Source organism: Anaerococcus sp. NML200537, assembly GCF_026131715.1.
Classification (GTDB): domain Bacteria; phylum Bacillota; class Clostridia; order Tissierellales; family Peptoniphilaceae; genus Anaerococcus; species Anaerococcus kampingae.
Genome location: NZ_JAMXSL010000030.1, coordinates 1 through 16,450 on the forward strand (window position 1 = coordinate 1; position 16,450 = coordinate 16,450).

The following is a 16,450-nucleotide window of genomic DNA, read 5'->3' on the forward strand; positions in this document are numbered from 1 at the left end:
GATAAAGACGTAAAGAAGAGGCGTAACCCTAATTTAGGAAGACTAGCTTCAAGGAGGTTAACTACGACCTCTATCTATACAATTATTATCCCATAAGAAAGTGGGATTGAGAACAAAATGTAGTATTAATTACTACAACTATAATATACGAGGAGGTTATACAGGTGTATGTGTAGGAATACAAGATAGGTACTTTTTTATACCATGGCAAGTTTGGCAAGATATGAAAGCAATCTATGGTAGGCAATACCTAAAAGCAGATGATATAGGAGAATATGAAGTGATTTTTAGGCAAGGAATTAGATTTTTAGATTATAAGGTAGGCAGATGAAAGATATTAAAAAAGACTTAACGCTTGAAGAAATTAGGGCTCAAATAATAGCCCAGGATTATAAAATAGGTACTTCATGGGAAAATAGATTTTTTAAGAAAAAGATTCATGAAAAATTAGGGTATGCACTATTTTTAAGTGATATTGAAATACTAAGAGATATACAAGAACAAAGACTTATGAATGAATTAAGGAGTGAAGATGATTGATCCAACTACAAAATTTTTAGGACTAGTATTGATACTACTTGTATGCAAGCTAGCCCTACAAGAAAGGAAATGGAAGTAATTGACTAAGTATAAAATTAAGTGTTTTGTATCGGGCTATATCTATAAATACGTAGAAGCAGAAGATAAGCAAGAAGCTTGTAAAAAGGTTATTGAAGAGCATAAACAGTATGGCGAAAATTTTGTAATTAAAAGTGCTATGCCAGTACTAGAGTCAGATATAAAAAAGGAGATTAAAAGTGATACTAAGCGAGCTAGAACAAGAAATAAGAAAAATAGATAAAGATAGCTATATAAGAGAATCGGGTTTTGCTAACTATACTCACGTGGTAGAAAGTTATAGATTTGGGGTTATAGCCCTATTTAATATAAACAAAAGGATCGGACAAGAAAATGCTTTTAAATTTATAGATACCAATAAAGATTTTGGTTTTTATTTAGATAGACCTTTATATGATGAGGATATGGAAATAATTAAAGATATCTTAACAAGAAAGAAAATAGGGGCGCTTATTATCGAGTTTTTACAGACACCACCAGAGAAAAGAATGATGGAGACATATAAAGTCGAACTAACAAAGTCAGAAATCTTGTCAATCATATATCAAAGTTTTAAAAAGTCTAATGATAGCCTTATGTGGTCACCAGAAACTAAGAGCATAGAAAAGTGCGATAAGTACCTAGTAAGTGCAGCTAAAAAGTTGAAGAAGGTTATATGAATCCAGCAGAAAAACAAATGTTAGAGTCCATGAAGGAGTTAGGATTTACACCAGTAAGGGACTATGACAAAGGCTATAAGATTTTAAATGATGATGGAAAAACAGTTACTAATTATAATTTTATATTAAGAGATTATCCTGATCCATACTACTATAACATTTTTAGAGTAAGCGAAGAGGAAGCAAATGAGATTGCTAAGATTATAAATACTTACAAAAGGAATAGGGATAAAAATGACTGAAAGAATGTTTGAAGATTTGATGGTTTTACTTATGTTTTTGGCCATGCTAGGGTTTGTATATTTTAGTATGACTCATGAAAAGAAAGGCAAGTAATTGATTATAAATTGTCAAAGAGTTGAGTAAAAGCCCTAAGAGTTGAGAAAAACGGAGAAAAGTTGAGAAAGTTTTAAATAAACTTGGTTAAGATGTGTAAAAACTAAGAATTCTAGTAAGAGTTGAGAAAAATTGAGAAAAGCTAAGTAGGAGTTGAGAAACTTAGCACTTTAAAGGAGTTAGACATATGAAATTAACTGAATTACAAGACATATTAGGTGAAGAGATAACAAAACTCACAAATAAAGAGGATCTTACAACGTTTGATTTAGATAAGGCGAATGCTATTTCTAAAATGGCTTGCCAGATGATAAGCAATGCTAGTGTTATTTTAAGGGCAAATAAGAGAAATGACAAAAACGACCTTATATAAGACTAAACATGGTAAAACATATAGGCTTAATGAATTAGGGAAAGAATTTATTGATAATAACTGGGAACATAAAACCTTAGATGAGTTAGCAACCATAATTGGTATATCCAAGGTAAGCATAAAAAATTACATGAGAAGAAAAGGATATGTAAAAAGACTTACAGGCCAAAGGTATAAAGGTTTTAAAGATAAAGTTGTTGAAATTTTAAGGCCTTATGAAAATAAACTACAATATGAAGAGATGCGAAAGCTACTTAACGATAAGCACAATATAAAATTGACAAAAGACCAGCTATTATTAATAGTCAAAGATTCTAAGATAGAGTCAATATATGGTAAAGGCTATATAAGAGTGTTTGTAGATGGAGATAAAAACAACCTAGATTTGGATAATATAATTTTGCTAACTAAAGCTGAACATAAAGCCTTATCAAGGTTTGTGTCTATAAAATCTACTCATGGTGAATTACTATTAGCAGCTATCGAACTGGCAAAGCTAAGAGTGGCAAAAATGGACGTGAAAGAAGTTTATATAGCTACTAATCAAAAAACAGGTCAAGTGATAAAAGCAGATTCCCATACTAAAATCAGCAAGAAGTTGACAAAAAGAAATGGTCAATATAAGGATTGCAGGAGTATAGGGGAAAATGGCGAAAGATATATAAGAGAATGGGTTGTGACTAGAAAGGTTACAAGTCAATCAGTGTAGATAAATAGGAGATTTTAATATGTTAGAAAGTGATTATTGTCCATATTGCAACCATGAAATAGAGCCAGACGATGTAGTAGAAGTTTGTGATATGAATGGGAACGAGCAAGACGAGCTAGTGGAATGTCCTAATTGTGGGAAACATATAAGAGCAAGCTTTGAACCTAGAATCGATATGTCACTAGTAAGCGAAGAAGACTACCTAAAGCAGTTAGAGTATCAAAAAGAAAATTATAAAAAAACACTTAAATCTGAATATGGCCAAAAGTGCAAAGATTTTTATGAAATGATGATTGATGAAGTAGACGAAAAAATAGCAGAAGCAAAGGCAAACATTGAAGAGAACAAGAATCAAGAAGAGGAAGAGGAAGACTAAATGTATGCAAAATGTAGGGTCTATGACAAGCATTTAAAGGTTGTTAGAGATGTTAAGCATATCGACTTTGCTAATAAAGAAGTTATGTACTATGCAGATGATTTTGAAGGTAACGAATATGAAGCAAGCCTTGATATTGTAAGGGGTTTTGATGAAGTTAATCTTATGTGGTCTACAGGTTTAAAAGATAAAAACGGTGTAGAGATATACGAAGGCGATATATTAGTCGACTATAACGGATATGAGGCTGAATATAACGAAGTCAAGTGGAGCGACAAATATTGTACCTGGATAATAGAAGGAGATTTTGGTATTGAGTTTTTAAGGGATTTTGCAAGACATTGTTCATTTGAAGTCGTAGGCAATATTTACGAAAATGACAATGACTAAACCTTTAATAACAATCGAACTATCGGAGCAAGCCCTAAGTGACTTGCTAGATGGTTTGGAGGTTGGAATTGATAATATGAATCCTAAATGCTATAGATATAAAGCTATAGAGGATATGTATCGCTTGATAAAAAAGGCGAATAGTCAAGGACTAACTAAAGTAAAGATTTTATACAAAAAGGAGATATTAAGTGACAAAACAAATAAACAAGGCTGATAAATTAAAAGAACTTACAGATGAAATTATAGAGATATACAAGGCTAAAAATAAAGACTATGGGGATAGTTTTTCAGATAGTTTTAAAGAATTTGGGATAACAAGTGCAGTTGTACGTATGAATGACAAGATGAATAGGATCAAAAGCCTAGCTAAAAGCGATGATAGGCAAGTAAAAGATGAATCCTTAAGGGATACCCTAGTAGATTTGGCAAACTATGCACTTATGACTGTTTTAGAGCTTGATTGTAAGAAGGTAGAAAATGAGGATTGATGAACTTAAAAGAATAGCGACAAATAATAACTTTAGTTTAGTAGAAGACATTTTTACAATATCTCTGTACTGGATGGGCGTGAATAATCCATTTGAAATTGTAATTAACAAAAAAAGAGTTGGAGATGTTGTTATTGTAGATGATTTGTTTGATAACAGAAAAGTAGAAAATATGGTGCGTGCGGCTAAAGCATTTTCTAACACACCTTTACCAGATAGACAAGAGATAAAAAAGTACACTTACAAGCATGAATCTTTAAAGACAAAGGGCAATAGTTTTACTTATTTAGCAATCAGACAAAGACCAAGTATAAGTTATCCTACCTTACAAGGATCTGATGTAGATATATTTGAGTATAAGGTGGAATTTACGGACAAAGAAATAGAGGAATTTAAAAAGGAATTTGGTATAAAGCTAGATAATTTTATTAAGGAAGAAGTTAGGGAGAATTTATGAGGATTGATGAACTTAAAAGAATTGCTGAAGAAAATGATTATACTTGCTGGACTACAACAGGCGATTTTTATGTATTTAAAAGAAAAATGAGCATGAAACACATAAAAATTAAAAAAACAGAATGTAATAGAATTTATGTTTTGAGATTCGATTTTTGTGACGAAAAAGATTTTGACATGATTAAAGCATGTATGGATTTTTCTTATACACACCCAAATGACAGGGAGGAAGATAAGAAGTTTTATTTGAGGCATAAGTATCTAAGGTCTGCTGGTGGAAGTGTAGAGTATTTCACGATATGTATCAGTCAAAAATTCCCGCTTTTAAAATATAAAACCTTTAGTGATGGATTCAAACAACAGTTTACCCTTAAAGAAATTGAAGAAATAAAAGAAAAATTTGATACTGATTTGTTAGATTTTGAGTTGGTGGAGGTTGTAGATGAGGATTGATGAGCTTAAGAGGATTGCGGAAGAAAATGATTATGAATTTACTAAATCGCCTGGTGATTATAAATTTACAAGAAAGAACAGAGGAAATCGTGTAATTTATAAATTTATTAGAGAAAAAAGATTATGGATTTCATTTCCAACAATTCGTGACGAGAAAGATTACAACATGTGGAAAGCAGCGGTGGAACTTGCCAAAACTCTTTCGGGTTACCTTAAGTGGCCAGAGGTGGAAATATGAAATTAATATTGCTTAATCCATATTATGAAGAAGAAATTGAAGTAAAAGAGGACTTAGATTATTTTAACCAATGCTATGAGGATATCACACTTGGAAACAATGAAAGCATAAGATTAACACAGACCTATTGGTTAGGTACGGGCAAGAATCCCGCACGTGATGAAAGAGTGATATTTATAAACCCTAGGCATTGGGCGAAAGTTGAGGTTATAAATGACTGATAAAAAAATGAGTGATAAAAAATACCCCGTAACTATGACAAGAAAAGAAATAGAAGTGATTACTAGCATTATTGATTGTTATATTGATTCTTGTGTGGCAAATCGTTATATAATTCCTGATTCAGATATATTGTTGCCATTGAACCTTAGATTTAAATATATAATTCCTGATTCAGATATATTGTTGCCATTGAACCTTAGATTTAAATATAGAATTACTGAAATTAAGGAAGAAGAAGCATTTGCAGAAATAATGAATAAGGGGATAAAAAAATGAAAAAGTGCAAGATTAGTTTTAGATATGAGAGTGAAGAAGAATATAGCGAAGAAGATTTCAAGAAGATTAAAGAAAATCTAAAAAATCTTTGTCCAGAAGAAAGTGTTAAAGATTGGATAGATGCATATGTGCTCGATGCTGAACATGGTACTAGCAGGATTTTAGATTATAAATTGGAGTTTACAGAATGAGTTATAGCGACAAAGATTTTATTAATGCAAATGAAGATGTCAAAAACAATCTAATAGAAATGGTTTGTACATTTGAGACTCATAATTTTATATCAAAAGATGCACTTGTAGAAATAGTTAGATATCAAAATAAAAAGATAAAAAGATTAGAAACTAGATACACGTGCCAAGAAGATTTAAAAGAATGGATAACTAGAAATTGGTCTACTATTGAAGAGTGCATATCTAATCAGATTAACAAAAGCGTGAATAGTAATTTTAATACAGATGATGAAGTAGATAGAGAGAATTTAGCTGAATCAATAGCTAGCGAAATAAAAGACGGAATTGTAAATGTAATAGATACTTATGAGGTTTAAGGAATGGAAAATAAATTTCTAAAACATGGAAAAATCATTATTGATGGAAATGAAGTCGATATGTCAAAAGGTATTCCAGAAATGAGGATTATTCCTGATGAGGTAGTAAAATTATTCAATTTAAGTAAACACATTTTAGGCTTAGCAAAGATAGGAAAAGAAAGAGTAATTGGCTATGATAAAGAAACTTTTGAGGAACTAAAAGGAAAAGAAATAAAGTTAACGCTTAGCAATGAAGTCTTAGAGATGATGGAAGAAGATGTCAAAAGAATTGCTAAAGAATGGGGAGATTTAAAATGTTAATAGTTGATATGACGGAACAAACAAGAGATGAATTATTGGAAGATATAAAAGAGATTCAATCGGATATTTGGGATTTAAAGACAAAGGATATAACTGAATTAGAAGACTGTATAGACGATATTGATAGTAGGCTAGAAACTTTTATAAATGATTTAGAAATTGAATTAATGGAGTACGAAGAATGAACACACAGAGAAAAAATCAAGCGCCTAAAATAATACGCAAAGAAGACGGCACTTATCTAGCTAAGTTTGAAATAGAAGGCACAAGCAAGGAAGAATTAGAAGAAATTTTCAAAAGAGTAGAAAAAGAAAATCAAGAACTGATAGCAAAGGTTTTAAATGGAAGACTTGTAATGGGTGAATATTGGAATGATGAGGAAGAAGATTATGATGTTTAAAGCAAAAATCCAAGATATAGATAAACTTATAAAAGATACCGACTTTGTAAGAAGGGGCAAAGAAGAAGGATATATAGACGAAAACAATTATATTTACGGCTATTATATAGACGGATACATTGTAGGACCAGTAGTAGATGTAGGAGACGACCATATAGACCTAGATTATTGGTGCAAGGTAGATCCAGATACTCTTGTAGAAGTAGACAGCCCAGAATTCACCATAGAGGAATGGAGCACATTTAGAATTAGAAAAACAGTAGAAGCTAGGAATGAGGGTTATGCACAACTTGCTTTTGAAAGATGGAAAGATAGAAGTCTACCTAAAGAATTTAAAAGAATGCAACGTCTAAGTTACGAAATAGAGGAATTAGAAGAATGAAACACCTATATGCTATGAGACTAAAGCCTTTTAGCGTAGGGATTATTCCTAAAGAAGGACTAATAAAGGCCTTTATTGATGATAAAATAGCCGACTCAAAGAATTATTCACTATTCTTATACGATAAGAAACTATCAGAAGAAACAACCGAAAAGCACGAACTAGAATATTTAGGGGAATATGAAAAGAAAAATACTAGGAATAGGTGAATGGATTAAATGACAAAACAAACAGACCTAATGGAAAAAATATTTAAAGATTATGATATAGAAATCAAAGATGGATATATAGATGTATACCAAAAGACAAAAATAGCTTGTTCTAGAGTCAACGAGCAAGGAGTAATGCTAGAACCAGGCTTTAATACTCTTAATTTGTACGAGAAAAAGAGAATCATAAAAGAATTAGACAAAGGCAGGTATCAAGAATGACAGATGAAGCGAGATTTGCACCAGGAGAATACCTTTATGATTATATGATTAGTGATTATGCAAATAAGCTAGGAGTCGATGAAGGAGATGTAGAGGATTTTATAAAAGGAACGATAAGGGTTGATAGAAAGCTAGCTAAAAAGTTAGAAAAGGCAACCTTAATAAATTCTAAAATGTGGATCAACCTACAAAAAGCTTATGATGAAGGAACTAAGGAAAGTATAGGAATTGACAGTAAAAGATTTAAAGAAGCTATTAAAAGATAAGTACCAGGTACTAAGTATAAAAGATGTTATAGAAGTTTACGATTTAAAAAATTTTCTACTAGTAACAATAATAGATAAGAAAAATCGAATCTATATACCTAACGATGATTTATTTAGACTAGATGGAATAGAAAGAAAAGCATTAATTAGTCTTATTAAGGACTATTGTAAAAAAGGAGAGTGAATGAAGTATACAGGACCATATGAACTAAATAAAAAAGATGGAGACAATGGTTGGGACTTAAGAGCTACTAAAGATGTAGTTATAAGACCCCAAGAAACAGTTACTATTGATACAGGCGTAAGCTTTGAATTTGGACTTGATGTGTTCGCCCTAGTAGTACCAAGGAGCGGCCTATCTAGTAAAGGGATATTATGTAGTGTAGGACTAGTAGATACAAGCTACAGGGGGCAAATAGGAGTTAATCTGACTAATACTAGCAAAGATACCTATAGGGTAAATAAAGATGATAGGATAGGACAGCTAGTATTTTATAGGGAAATAAAGGTATATCCTTGTAAGGTTGATAAGATAGATAGTGATACAGAAAGAGGAACTAAAGGATTTGGTTCAAGTGGTAGGTAAGGAGATTTTATTATGATAGTTAAGGGAGAAACAGGAATAGCAATTAACCCCAGGGCCTTGCAAATATTATATAGGAATCAGGAAGTAAACTATGGAGTAGATTTTAGAGGTTGTAAAACTGATTCTGATGTAATAAAGGCTGATGAATATTATATTCAAGCTTTATTTAAAGATTCAGAAAGTGTAATCTTAAGTGGCGGATATAAAACATTTGAAGAAGCTAAGAAAGCCCTTGATGATTTATACCAAGGAATTGAAGAAAGGACAACCTATTATTGTAGAGATTAATAAGCAAGAATTAGATTATAACCCTCATAATAACGTTTTTGTTACTATGGGGGCTAGCAATCACGCAAACGAAGAAAGACAAGTCCATGATTATTATGCTACTGATCCAAAAGCAGTTAAGAAGTTACTAGAGGTAGAAAGCTTTGATAAAAAGATATTAGAGCCTTGTTGCGGTGAGGGGCATATATCCAAGGTTCTTATAAGTGCAGGATATGATGTTACTTCAAGCGACCTATACGACCGAGGATTTGGCCAAGGGGGGGTAAGCTTCTTTGATATTTCAAGCTTTAAAGGTGATATAGTTACAAATCCACCTTATAAAAGGGCTAAGGAGTTTGTAGAGCACGCCTTAAAGGTATTAGATGATGGCAGCAAGCTAGCAATGATACTTAAAATTCAATTCCTAGAAAGTCAATCCAGGAAAGAATTATTTGAAAATCACCCACCCAAGTATGTATATGTTTTTACTAAAAGAACCCTATGTGCTAAGAATGGGGACTTTGAAAAATATAATGCTAGGGCAGTTTGCTATTGTTGGTTTACATGGATTAAAGGATTTAAAGGTGAACCGTCTATAAGATGGATATAGGAGAATAAAAAAATGAAATTAAAAGTTAGATTTGAATATGAGTACGAAGTAGAAATAAGCAAAGACGAGAAAAAGAATGTAATTGAAAAGCTAGATGATGGCTATATCAAAGATTTAAAAAATGAACTTGACGATATGTTTTTAAGCGACGACGGAAGGTATGAAGATTCTAAATTGAACTTTAAATATAAAGTTGAGGAATAAGAGGAAAATCATGTTACGTATATTAGAAAATAAAGTAGAACTAGTAAAAGAGAACCTAACTTATAAAGAAATGTTAGATAAGATAGAAACAGCGACCAGGCTATGTTATAGGTCTAAGAAGAGTGAGACCCAGGAGGGACAAGAAAAGTTTTTATCTAATCTTATGAAGATAGGACATGAATCTATAATAGAACATGGCAGCTTATCTTTTATAATCACGACTGATAGGGCTTGTGCTAATCAGATTGTAAGGCATAGATTATCGTCTTACTCGCAAGAATCTAGCAGGTATGTAGATTTAAGTGCTTTGAAGATAGTTTTAGATAATTCATATAATGAATACGAGAAAAAGGTTATACAAAAAGCTTGCGACTCAATTATCCAAGCGTATGAAAAACTAGGTGGTAACAAGAAATCCACCAGGGACAAGGCAAGGGCAATCCTACCTCAATGCACAGCCACCAAGTTATATATGACCATGAATTTTAGAGAGCTAAGGCACTTTTTAAGATTAAGACTAGATAAGGCAGCCCACCAATCTATAAGAGAGGTTGCTTATCAGATATTAGAGATATTAAAAAAGGACTACCCAGTTTTTGTTTTTGATTTTGATTTAGAAGACTATAAAGATATCTATAATGCTAACTAAAAGCCTTTTTAAGAGGATTTAAGGCCTATCGTATGATATAATATAGCTAAGCAGGTAAGTAGGCTTAAAACGGCTAAAAAGAGGTAAAAAAGCGTGTTGATTTCGTAAAATCAAGTAAAAAGTTAAACATAAAGGAGGGATATGCAAGATTTTTATAAAAACTTATGTAAAGATATGTTACGAAAGTATATGCAAGTCAGAGAGACTACACACGATATAGATTTAAGAATCCAGGAACTAAATGACAGGCTTACAAATACCACAGTCAGATATGGAGTTGATCCAGTACAAGGCGGGGGAACTAGCCAAGAAGATGTATATCTTAATACAATTGCTAAAAGGGCTATGCTAGAAACTAATAACAGAATTAACAAGTCCCTAGTCAAGATTGTAGAAAAGGCCTTAAAATCCTTAAGTAAACAAGAAGCTGATATAGTTATAAGGCTATATGCAAGCGAAGAGAAGAATGTAATACTTAAGCTTATGGAAGAATACCACTATGAGAAGAGAAACATTTACTATATAGCAAATAAAGCACTTAAGACACTATCGTATAAAATGTTTGGAGATGCTTAAACTTTGCAAAAACATTGCACACATTTAGTTTAAAAATGATATATAATAGTATCAAATAGTATTAGGGCAGACCTACCCGGGTTGTACAATTTAAAAAACGTGTTTGTTACTCTTAAATTAATTAATAAAATTCCTTTAATATATACAGAAACATAAGTGATTTCTTTGACAGGCAATACCAATTAACACTTCTTATTATTTTTCACTAGACATATAAGCCCTAATACTATACTTAAACATAACAAGTCTTAACCTTAAAGGTTAGGGCTTTTTTATTTTGATAAAATTACTGATAAATAGCAAGGACGGAACTATGAAACATAAAGACATAGGTAGCAATCAAGACAATCAAATAAGAGATATCGAAGATAAGGCAAATAATCTATATATCGTTAAAAATAAAAAACCTTATACTGTTTTAGATTACTTACCTAACTATAGCTATGATTATGACCATACAGATATAAACCAAGAATCAAATACCATGATTGATAGCCTACACGAATTTATAAAAAATAATTCTGAACTTGCTATTTCTCAATATTCATGCAAGGACCAGGAAGCAATCATAGAGGGCTTTGCAAGGGCTATAGCAATAGTAGAGCTATATATAAAGACAATGTACATAGAAGAATAGGGGGCGGTTTAAATTGCAAAGATAGATAGCAAGAAAAATATACCTCCTAAGATAAAAGAATTAATGGATAGTAAGTACGCCAAACAAGTCAATAAGATGCTTGATTTAGGGGCTAGTTATCCAGAAATAAGAAAATATTTAAAGTCAAAAGATTTTAATATAAGCGAAACCTATATAGGCAAGTATAAGAGGATAAGGCAGAGCCTAACGGCAGAAGAGAATAGCCTTGAAGAATTTATAAATAATTCACCAGTATCTAAGCTTATAGAAAGCCAAGAAAAAGAAATGCAAGAAGGCAGCGAGTCTAATAAGCTTAAAAGTGATTTGGAGTTTTTAGATATGGTTATTCAAACAGGATCAGACCAGTTAAAAACTTTAATCAAAGAAAATGACTACCTTATCACTATAGAAAATGTATTTGAAGCTATAAAGATTAAAGATAAGCTGACAGATGGAGCTTTAGGAGGTTATACCAACTTTGGTATTAAGAACTTACAGGAAATTACAGAAAACAAGTACATGGCACTTATTAGGTTGATGTTTAATTATATCCCAACCGATAAGAAAGAAGCAGCCTTAAAGGATTTAGAACTTGCAGAAGAAGATTATTACAAACAGACAGATTACTATGAAGAGTATCTAAGAAGTATAGGGGCAAGTGAAAAAGAGATACAGAAGAAATTAAAGGAACTTAAAAATGAAAAGAGTTAATTCAGTTAGTGAAGCACTAAAGGTTGAATTTAATAAAGACAAGTTAATAGACAATTCAATTCAAATCCTAATCAATAACTTTTTTCTTGATGTAGCAAGTGGAGCAGTAAGGGCAAAGAATGTAGAGGACTTAAACAAACTAATCAACCTATCCCTACTCCTTAAAAGCATGGATACAGGCGATAAAGAAAATCAAGAACTATTGCTTGATAACCTAGGACTGACAGAAGATGATAGCTTGAAAGAACTTTATAAGCGTATGAGTCTAAAACTTAATACGGATAATGACGAAAGAAATAGGCCAGATGATGATATATATGGACTATAAAGAAGTAGAAGAAACTCTTGAACAAGCCCTTGAAGAAGCTAAGCAGTATAGGGTGGATTTTAAAGAGTATCAGATAACAGGCCTTGATAAGAAAAGATTAATCCTAGATATAAGAGGGTTTCAATTAGTCGACTTTATAAGGGCTAATGAATATACAGATAAAAATATCATATATAGCTATTACGGAGAAAGTGCTGACTTTGTAAATTTATGTTACTATCCACACTTAAGGTTGATTATTAAAAATCCAGATGATAAAGACAAGTCCAGGATATATATTTTGCACTTAAACAAGGCTAGCTTTACAAGTGGTCTACAAGAATTAAACCTTTATGAATTGCCAGGACATATAGAGGGTATAGGCGGTATTAGGTCGTGGATATAAGGATAGACAGTATAAATGACTTTAAAAGTGATTATAAGGCTAAGAAAACAGTAGAAGATACTATCATAAGAAGTTTTCCGGCTTTATGGGCTTTAAAGTATAAGCCTATCAAGTCTAAGCCTATGACTTTTATATCTAAGCACAATCCTTTTGCGCATAGACCATGGCAAGAGGCGGTTTTAAATGATGGCCACCCTAATAAGGTTATACAAAAAGCTAGGCAGTTAGGTATGAGTGAGCTTGCCACAGCCGAGGTTTTATGGTTTGCAGATACACATGATAACGTAAATATCATGTATACATTCCCGACCCAAGCACAGATGGCGGATTTTTCTAGAACTAGGGTAAGTCCAGTTATACAAGAAAGTCCACACTTGCAAAGCCAAGTAGCAAAAGACCTTAACAACGTATCTAGTAAGAAGATTGGCACTTCTAATATCTTTATGAGGACGTCAGGAGATGGTTCACAAGGTGAGGGTGCAGATATAGATATGTATTGTGCAGATGAGTATGACAGAATGAGGTTAGGAACGGAACTAGCCTTTAAAGAGTCAATGTCTTCATCTAAATATGGACTAATGCGTAGATGGTCTACTCCTACCCTACCAGGTACAGGAATCAATGAACTATACGAGAAATCAGACCAGAGAAGATATTTATATAAGTGTACTCATTGCAATGAATGGCAAGAAATTACTTTAGAAAATATTATCCAGGTTAAAGATGGATTTAATAAAGTTACAGAAGAAATTGAAGATGGCACTTATCAATATAGATGTAAGAGATGTAAAAGACCTTTAGACAGGTGGACAGTTGGAGAATGGATAGCACGTAGGCCAGATATTAAAGAAACTAGGGGCTATTTTATATCACAACTTAATGCTTTACATATAAGTGCCGACTCTATCATGCGTAGGAAGTTACAATATCCTTTTAAGCAGTTATTTTATAATTATGTACTAGGCGAGCCTTATGCAAATAAGGGCCTAGAGATACAAGAAAATGATGTTAAGACTCACATAGTAGCACCGCATGAAGAAATCAATAGGACCGATGAATTTATAGCCTATATAGCAGGTATAGATTGGGGTGAGCCTACATGGGTATTAGTCCTAGGTATTAGACCGGATATGACTATACAGGTTGTATGTATGAGACAATTTAATAGGTCTAATATAATGCCGCTTATGGACGTTAAGCAAGTTATATCCCTACTAAAACCCTTTGAACCAGATTTCATTATAGCAGATGCCGGATATGGAGCGGATAAGAATACCGAGCTTTTAAGGGCTTTTCCTTATAGTGCTTATGCTTGTGCATGGACTACTAGCACAGGGCCTTATTCAGCAGTAAACTTTACCGACCATTGGAGCGACCAGAGGAGAATGGTAAAGGTAGATAAGACTAGCAAGATGCAAAGAACTATACAAGCAGTTAAGCAAGGATTTATAGGTTTTTATTCCTACCAAGATGAAATGACACAACTTATAACTAAACACTTAATGAATGTACAAATCCTAGATAGAGATAAGGACGGATATATATATCAAGTAGCAACGAGAAAGGGTGCAGACCACTTAGCTTGTTGCTTAGCCTATGCACTTATAGGAGTAGATAGGTATACCCAGTATGGATCAAAAGTATCTAAAGGCTATCAGATGGATTTTGTAAGTATAGAATAGACAAGTTATATAGCTTGTCTATATGACAAGATACCCAAGTGGTGAAGGGGGCTGATTGCTAATCAGTTAGGCCTTAAAAGGTGCGGGGGTTCGAATCCCTCTCTTGTCGCCAGATAAAATAATTAATCGTGAATTAATCGTGAGAAAACACGTATAAAACAAGTAAATATCAATAAATTAATCGTGAAATAATAGTGTAAATATGAATTGAGAATCTATGAAATTAACAATTAAACATTATCCAAAACTAGCAAAAAGAAAATGGATGCTTATTAGAGAGGGCGGGGCTTATGAACAGCACGCCCACTTTTTATGCAAAAAAGATGCTGAAAATGTTAGAAAATTAATAGATAGCAATAGATATCCTTATAACAAGAAATACAAGATAGCAATGCAAAGGATATTGACCGAGGAAGAATTTAAAAAGCTTAAGAAAAAGCAGATGTACATAAATGTCAATAAGGGAGTAATGATGAGATGATAAAAGTTTTTGAAAGCTTTGCAGGTATAGGCACGCAAGCTATGGCACTTAAAAAAGCTAATATTGATTATGAGGTTATAGGTATATCGGAGATAGATAAGTATGCTATAAATTCATATGAAGCTATACATGGAGAAACTAAAAATTATGGTGATATTAGCAAGTTAGATCCTAAAGACTTACCAGATTTTGATTTGTTTACTTTTTCCCGGCCTTGCCAAGACCTATCCATGGCCGGCAAACAAAAAGGATTTGAAAAGGGCAGCGGAACAAGAAGTAGCCTATTGTGGGAATGTGAAAGAATAATTGAAGCTAAGAGGCCTAAATATTTACTTATGGAGAATGTAAAGGCTTTGACCTTTAAGAAAAACTTACCAGGATTTGAAAAATGGTTAGAGATATTAAGTAATCTAGGCTATAAGAATTATTGGAAGGTATTAAATGCAAAAGACTATGGAATACCACAAAATCGAGAAAGGGTATTTTGTATTTCAATCCTAGACGATAAACAAGGATTTGAATTCCCAGAAAAGCAAGTATTAAAAACTAGGCTTAAAGATGTATTAGAAGATAAGGTTGATGAAAAACACTATTTAAGCAATGACCGAGTAAAACAATTAGTCGGTATTGTTAGAAATTGGGGAGTAAAGGGTAAAACTGTTTTTGACTCTTCAATTAATAATCCAAAAGAAAAGGAAGTAGCTAATTGTATCACTACAAAGCAATACGGCATATCTAGAAGAAAAAGCGAAGGGAATGTAGTAGTCGAAAAGGCACTTACCATTAAAAACGGCAATAAAAAAGGTTACCTTGAAGCACATAGCGGAGATGGTATAGACCTTATCAATCCTAGATGCAATAATCGTAGGGGCAGGGTACAAAAGGAATCTTGTCAAACCTTAACTTGTAATAGTGATAGGGGAGTAGTAACAGATGATTTAAGAATCAGGAAACTTACCCCTTTAGAATATTGGCGACTTATGGGAATTGATGATGAGGATTTTTATAAGGCTAGAAAAGTAAATAGTGATAGTCAGTTATATAAACAAGCAGGTAATGCAATCGTAGTAGATGTATTAGCTGCTATTTTTATGCAGTTATTTAGGGATTGATATCTTATTTGTTTTCTCCTTAAATTGTTTTAAAAACTTAAAATAATACTTGACTTATGCGACGCAAAAGTATATAATATTATTACAGTAAGAGATTACTTACTGAATATGGCAAGAGAAAGGAGATAACAATGGATCAAATGGGAATGACTGACAAACAATTCAATGGTTTTCTAAGAATGTTATTGGATAGGCTTGAAGAAATAAAAAGCGAAGATAACGAAGAAGAGAAAACAAAAAGGCTAGAAAAAATAATCGAAGATTTACAAAAAACTCTTGAAGACTAAAAAAGA

Annotated in this window: 40 protein-coding genes and 1 tRNA gene; all 41 read left to right on the forward strand. The window is 32.5% G+C overall.

Translation table 11 applies throughout. From position 1 onward, the window contains the following. The first annotated feature begins 106 nt into the window (after positions 1-106). Positions 107-331, forward strand: a complete 225-nt coding sequence (locus tag NH288_RS08400) for a hypothetical protein (RefSeq protein WP_265214591.1) — start codon at positions 107-109, stop codon at positions 329-331. Then, positions 328-540, forward strand: a complete 213-nt coding sequence (locus NH288_RS08405; RefSeq protein ID WP_265214593.1) for a hypothetical protein — start codon at positions 328-330, stop codon at positions 538-540. Before NH288_RS08400 ends, NH288_RS08405 begins: the two co-directional genes overlap by 4 nt. 79 nt (positions 541-619) lie before the next feature. Beyond that, positions 620-841 (forward strand): hypothetical protein, encoded by a 222-nt coding sequence (locus NH288_RS08410; RefSeq protein WP_265214594.1) that lies wholly within the window; start codon positions 620-622, stop codon positions 839-841. Further along, positions 798-1,277, forward strand: coding sequence for a hypothetical protein (locus NH288_RS08415; RefSeq protein ID WP_265214595.1), 480 nt, complete (start codon positions 798-800; stop codon positions 1,275-1,277). The genes NH288_RS08410 and NH288_RS08415 overlap by 44 nt, the downstream gene beginning before the upstream one ends. Further along, positions 1,274-1,519 (forward strand): hypothetical protein, encoded by a 246-nt coding sequence (locus tag NH288_RS08420; protein ID WP_265214597.1) that lies wholly within the window; start codon positions 1,274-1,276, stop codon positions 1,517-1,519. Before NH288_RS08415 ends, NH288_RS08420 begins: the two co-directional genes overlap by 4 nt. Positions 1,520-1,800: 281 nt before the next feature. Further along, on the forward strand, positions 1,801-1,986 hold the full coding sequence (locus NH288_RS08425; protein ID WP_265214599.1) for a hypothetical protein: 186 nt from the start codon (positions 1,801-1,803) through the stop codon (positions 1,984-1,986). Beyond that, positions 1,964-2,695 carry a hypothetical protein gene (locus tag NH288_RS08430; protein WP_265214601.1) on the forward strand — a complete coding sequence of 244 codons (732 nt, stop codon included), beginning with the start codon at positions 1,964-1,966 and terminating at the stop codon, positions 2,693-2,695. The genes NH288_RS08425 and NH288_RS08430 overlap by 23 nt, the downstream gene beginning before the upstream one ends. A gap of 19 nt (positions 2,696-2,714) precedes the next feature. Next, positions 2,715-3,071 carry a hypothetical protein gene (locus NH288_RS08435; RefSeq protein WP_265214603.1) on the forward strand — a complete coding sequence of 119 codons (357 nt, stop codon included), beginning with the start codon at positions 2,715-2,717 and terminating at the stop codon, positions 3,069-3,071. Then, entirely contained in the window at positions 3,072-3,461 is a 390-nt protein-coding gene (locus NH288_RS08440; protein WP_265214604.1) for a YopX family protein, read from the forward strand. Then, on the forward strand, positions 3,454-3,678 hold the full coding sequence (locus NH288_RS08445) for a hypothetical protein (protein ID WP_265214605.1): 225 nt from the start codon (positions 3,454-3,456) through the stop codon (positions 3,676-3,678). Before NH288_RS08440 ends, NH288_RS08445 begins: the two co-directional genes overlap by 8 nt. Next, positions 3,653-3,952 carry a DUF1599 domain-containing protein gene (locus NH288_RS08450; protein WP_265214606.1) on the forward strand — a complete coding sequence of 100 codons (300 nt, stop codon included), beginning with the start codon at positions 3,653-3,655 and terminating at the stop codon, positions 3,950-3,952. The genes NH288_RS08445 and NH288_RS08450 overlap by 26 nt, the downstream gene beginning before the upstream one ends. Further along, on the forward strand, positions 3,942-4,409 hold the full coding sequence (locus tag NH288_RS08455) for a hypothetical protein (RefSeq protein ID WP_265214607.1): 468 nt from the start codon (positions 3,942-3,944) through the stop codon (positions 4,407-4,409). The genes NH288_RS08450 and NH288_RS08455 overlap by 11 nt, the downstream gene beginning before the upstream one ends. Then, the gene (locus tag NH288_RS08460; RefSeq protein ID WP_265214608.1) at positions 4,406-4,861 is read left to right on the forward strand and encodes a hypothetical protein; all 456 of its coding nucleotides are present in this window, start codon (positions 4,406-4,408) and stop codon (positions 4,859-4,861) included. The genes NH288_RS08455 and NH288_RS08460 overlap by 4 nt, the downstream gene beginning before the upstream one ends. Next, positions 4,851-5,099, forward strand: a complete 249-nt coding sequence (locus NH288_RS08465; protein ID WP_265214609.1) for a hypothetical protein — start codon at positions 4,851-4,853, stop codon at positions 5,097-5,099. The genes NH288_RS08460 and NH288_RS08465 overlap by 11 nt, the downstream gene beginning before the upstream one ends. Continuing rightward, positions 5,096-5,320, forward strand: coding sequence for a hypothetical protein (locus tag NH288_RS08470; protein WP_265214610.1), 225 nt, complete (start codon positions 5,096-5,098; stop codon positions 5,318-5,320). The genes NH288_RS08465 and NH288_RS08470 overlap by 4 nt, the downstream gene beginning before the upstream one ends. Further along, the gene (locus NH288_RS08475; protein WP_265214611.1) at positions 5,313-5,597 is read left to right on the forward strand and encodes a hypothetical protein; all 285 of its coding nucleotides are present in this window, start codon (positions 5,313-5,315) and stop codon (positions 5,595-5,597) included. The genes NH288_RS08470 and NH288_RS08475 overlap by 8 nt, the downstream gene beginning before the upstream one ends. Continuing rightward, a complete protein-coding gene (locus tag NH288_RS08480; RefSeq protein WP_265214612.1) occupies positions 5,594-5,788 on the forward strand; it encodes a hypothetical protein in 195 nt (64 codons plus the stop codon). The genes NH288_RS08475 and NH288_RS08480 overlap by 4 nt, the downstream gene beginning before the upstream one ends. Continuing rightward, positions 5,785-6,147 (forward strand): hypothetical protein, encoded by a 363-nt coding sequence (locus tag NH288_RS08485; protein ID WP_265214613.1) that lies wholly within the window; start codon positions 5,785-5,787, stop codon positions 6,145-6,147. The genes NH288_RS08480 and NH288_RS08485 overlap by 4 nt, the downstream gene beginning before the upstream one ends. Positions 6,148-6,150: 3 nt before the next feature. After that, entirely contained in the window at positions 6,151-6,450 is a 300-nt protein-coding gene (locus NH288_RS08490) for a hypothetical protein (RefSeq protein ID WP_265214614.1), read from the forward strand. Beyond that, positions 6,444-6,635, forward strand: a complete 192-nt coding sequence (locus NH288_RS08495) for a hypothetical protein (RefSeq protein ID WP_265214615.1) — start codon at positions 6,444-6,446, stop codon at positions 6,633-6,635. Before NH288_RS08490 ends, NH288_RS08495 begins: the two co-directional genes overlap by 7 nt. Then, entirely contained in the window at positions 6,632-6,850 is a 219-nt protein-coding gene (locus NH288_RS08500; protein ID WP_265214616.1) for a hypothetical protein, read from the forward strand. Before NH288_RS08495 ends, NH288_RS08500 begins: the two co-directional genes overlap by 4 nt. Further along, a complete protein-coding gene (locus NH288_RS08505) occupies positions 6,840-7,232 on the forward strand; it encodes a hypothetical protein (protein ID WP_265214617.1) in 393 nt (130 codons plus the stop codon). Before NH288_RS08500 ends, NH288_RS08505 begins: the two co-directional genes overlap by 11 nt. Further along, positions 7,229-7,441, forward strand: a complete 213-nt coding sequence (locus NH288_RS08510) for a hypothetical protein (protein WP_265214618.1) — start codon at positions 7,229-7,231, stop codon at positions 7,439-7,441. Before NH288_RS08505 ends, NH288_RS08510 begins: the two co-directional genes overlap by 4 nt. A gap of 9 nt (positions 7,442-7,450) precedes the next feature. Beyond that, positions 7,451-7,663 (forward strand): hypothetical protein, encoded by a 213-nt coding sequence (locus tag NH288_RS08515; RefSeq protein WP_265214619.1) that lies wholly within the window; start codon positions 7,451-7,453, stop codon positions 7,661-7,663. Then, the gene (locus tag NH288_RS08520) at positions 7,660-7,929 is read left to right on the forward strand and encodes a hypothetical protein (RefSeq protein WP_265214620.1); all 270 of its coding nucleotides are present in this window, start codon (positions 7,660-7,662) and stop codon (positions 7,927-7,929) included. Before NH288_RS08515 ends, NH288_RS08520 begins: the two co-directional genes overlap by 4 nt. Then, positions 7,892-8,113, forward strand: a complete 222-nt coding sequence (locus tag NH288_RS08525) for a hypothetical protein (RefSeq protein ID WP_265214621.1) — start codon at positions 7,892-7,894, stop codon at positions 8,111-8,113. The genes NH288_RS08520 and NH288_RS08525 overlap by 38 nt, the downstream gene beginning before the upstream one ends. Beyond that, on the forward strand, positions 8,114-8,515 hold the full coding sequence (gene dut / locus NH288_RS08530) for a dUTP diphosphatase (protein ID WP_265214622.1): 402 nt from the start codon (positions 8,114-8,116) through the stop codon (positions 8,513-8,515). 12 nt (positions 8,516-8,527) lie between these two features. Then, entirely contained in the window at positions 8,528-8,803 is a 276-nt protein-coding gene (locus NH288_RS08535) for a hypothetical protein (protein WP_265214623.1), read from the forward strand. After that, complete coding sequence (locus NH288_RS08540) at positions 8,751-9,392, forward strand: NAD(P)-dependent oxidoreductase (protein ID WP_265214624.1); 642 nt, start codon at positions 8,751-8,753, stop codon at positions 9,390-9,392. The genes NH288_RS08535 and NH288_RS08540 overlap by 53 nt, the downstream gene beginning before the upstream one ends. 12 nt (positions 9,393-9,404) lie before the next feature. Then, a complete protein-coding gene (locus NH288_RS08545; protein WP_265214625.1) occupies positions 9,405-9,596 on the forward strand; it encodes a hypothetical protein in 192 nt (63 codons plus the stop codon). Between the two features lie 10 nt (positions 9,597-9,606). Then, the gene (gene thyX / locus NH288_RS08550) at positions 9,607-10,245 is read left to right on the forward strand and encodes an FAD-dependent thymidylate synthase (protein WP_265214626.1); all 639 of its coding nucleotides are present in this window, start codon (positions 9,607-9,609) and stop codon (positions 10,243-10,245) included. Positions 10,246-10,386: 141 nt separating this feature from the next. Further along, complete coding sequence (locus NH288_RS08555; RefSeq protein ID WP_265214627.1) at positions 10,387-10,821, forward strand: hypothetical protein; 435 nt, start codon at positions 10,387-10,389, stop codon at positions 10,819-10,821. A gap of 313 nt (positions 10,822-11,134) precedes the next feature. Beyond that, positions 11,135-11,458, forward strand: coding sequence for a hypothetical protein (locus tag NH288_RS08560; protein ID WP_265214628.1), 324 nt, complete (start codon positions 11,135-11,137; stop codon positions 11,456-11,458). Positions 11,459-11,521: 63 nt separating this feature from the next. Next, on the forward strand, positions 11,522-12,169 hold the full coding sequence (locus NH288_RS08565) for a hypothetical protein (RefSeq protein WP_265214629.1): 648 nt from the start codon (positions 11,522-11,524) through the stop codon (positions 12,167-12,169). Then, positions 12,156-12,497 (forward strand): hypothetical protein, encoded by a 342-nt coding sequence (locus NH288_RS08570; protein WP_265214630.1) that lies wholly within the window; start codon positions 12,156-12,158, stop codon positions 12,495-12,497. Before NH288_RS08565 ends, NH288_RS08570 begins: the two co-directional genes overlap by 14 nt. Next, positions 12,475-12,882, forward strand: coding sequence for a hypothetical protein (locus NH288_RS08575; RefSeq protein WP_265214631.1), 408 nt, complete (start codon positions 12,475-12,477; stop codon positions 12,880-12,882). The genes NH288_RS08570 and NH288_RS08575 overlap by 23 nt, the downstream gene beginning before the upstream one ends. Continuing rightward, positions 12,873-14,564 carry a phage terminase large subunit family protein gene (locus NH288_RS08580; RefSeq protein ID WP_265214632.1) on the forward strand — a complete coding sequence of 564 codons (1,692 nt, stop codon included), beginning with the start codon at positions 12,873-12,875 and terminating at the stop codon, positions 14,562-14,564. The genes NH288_RS08575 and NH288_RS08580 overlap by 10 nt, the downstream gene beginning before the upstream one ends. Positions 14,565-14,588: 24 nt before the next feature. After that, positions 14,589-14,676: transfer RNA gene (locus NH288_RS08585), tRNA-Ser, on the forward strand. A gap of 105 nt (positions 14,677-14,781) precedes the next feature. Then, the gene (locus tag NH288_RS08590; protein ID WP_265214633.1) at positions 14,782-15,045 is read left to right on the forward strand and encodes a hypothetical protein; all 264 of its coding nucleotides are present in this window, start codon (positions 14,782-14,784) and stop codon (positions 15,043-15,045) included. After that, positions 15,042-16,157, forward strand: coding sequence for a DNA cytosine methyltransferase (locus NH288_RS08595; RefSeq protein WP_265214634.1), 1,116 nt, complete (start codon positions 15,042-15,044; stop codon positions 16,155-16,157). Before NH288_RS08590 ends, NH288_RS08595 begins: the two co-directional genes overlap by 4 nt. Positions 16,158-16,288: 131 nt before the next feature. Beyond that, complete coding sequence (locus NH288_RS08600) at positions 16,289-16,444, forward strand: odorant receptor (RefSeq protein WP_265214635.1); 156 nt, start codon at positions 16,289-16,291, stop codon at positions 16,442-16,444. Positions 16,445-16,450 lie beyond the last annotated feature (6 nt).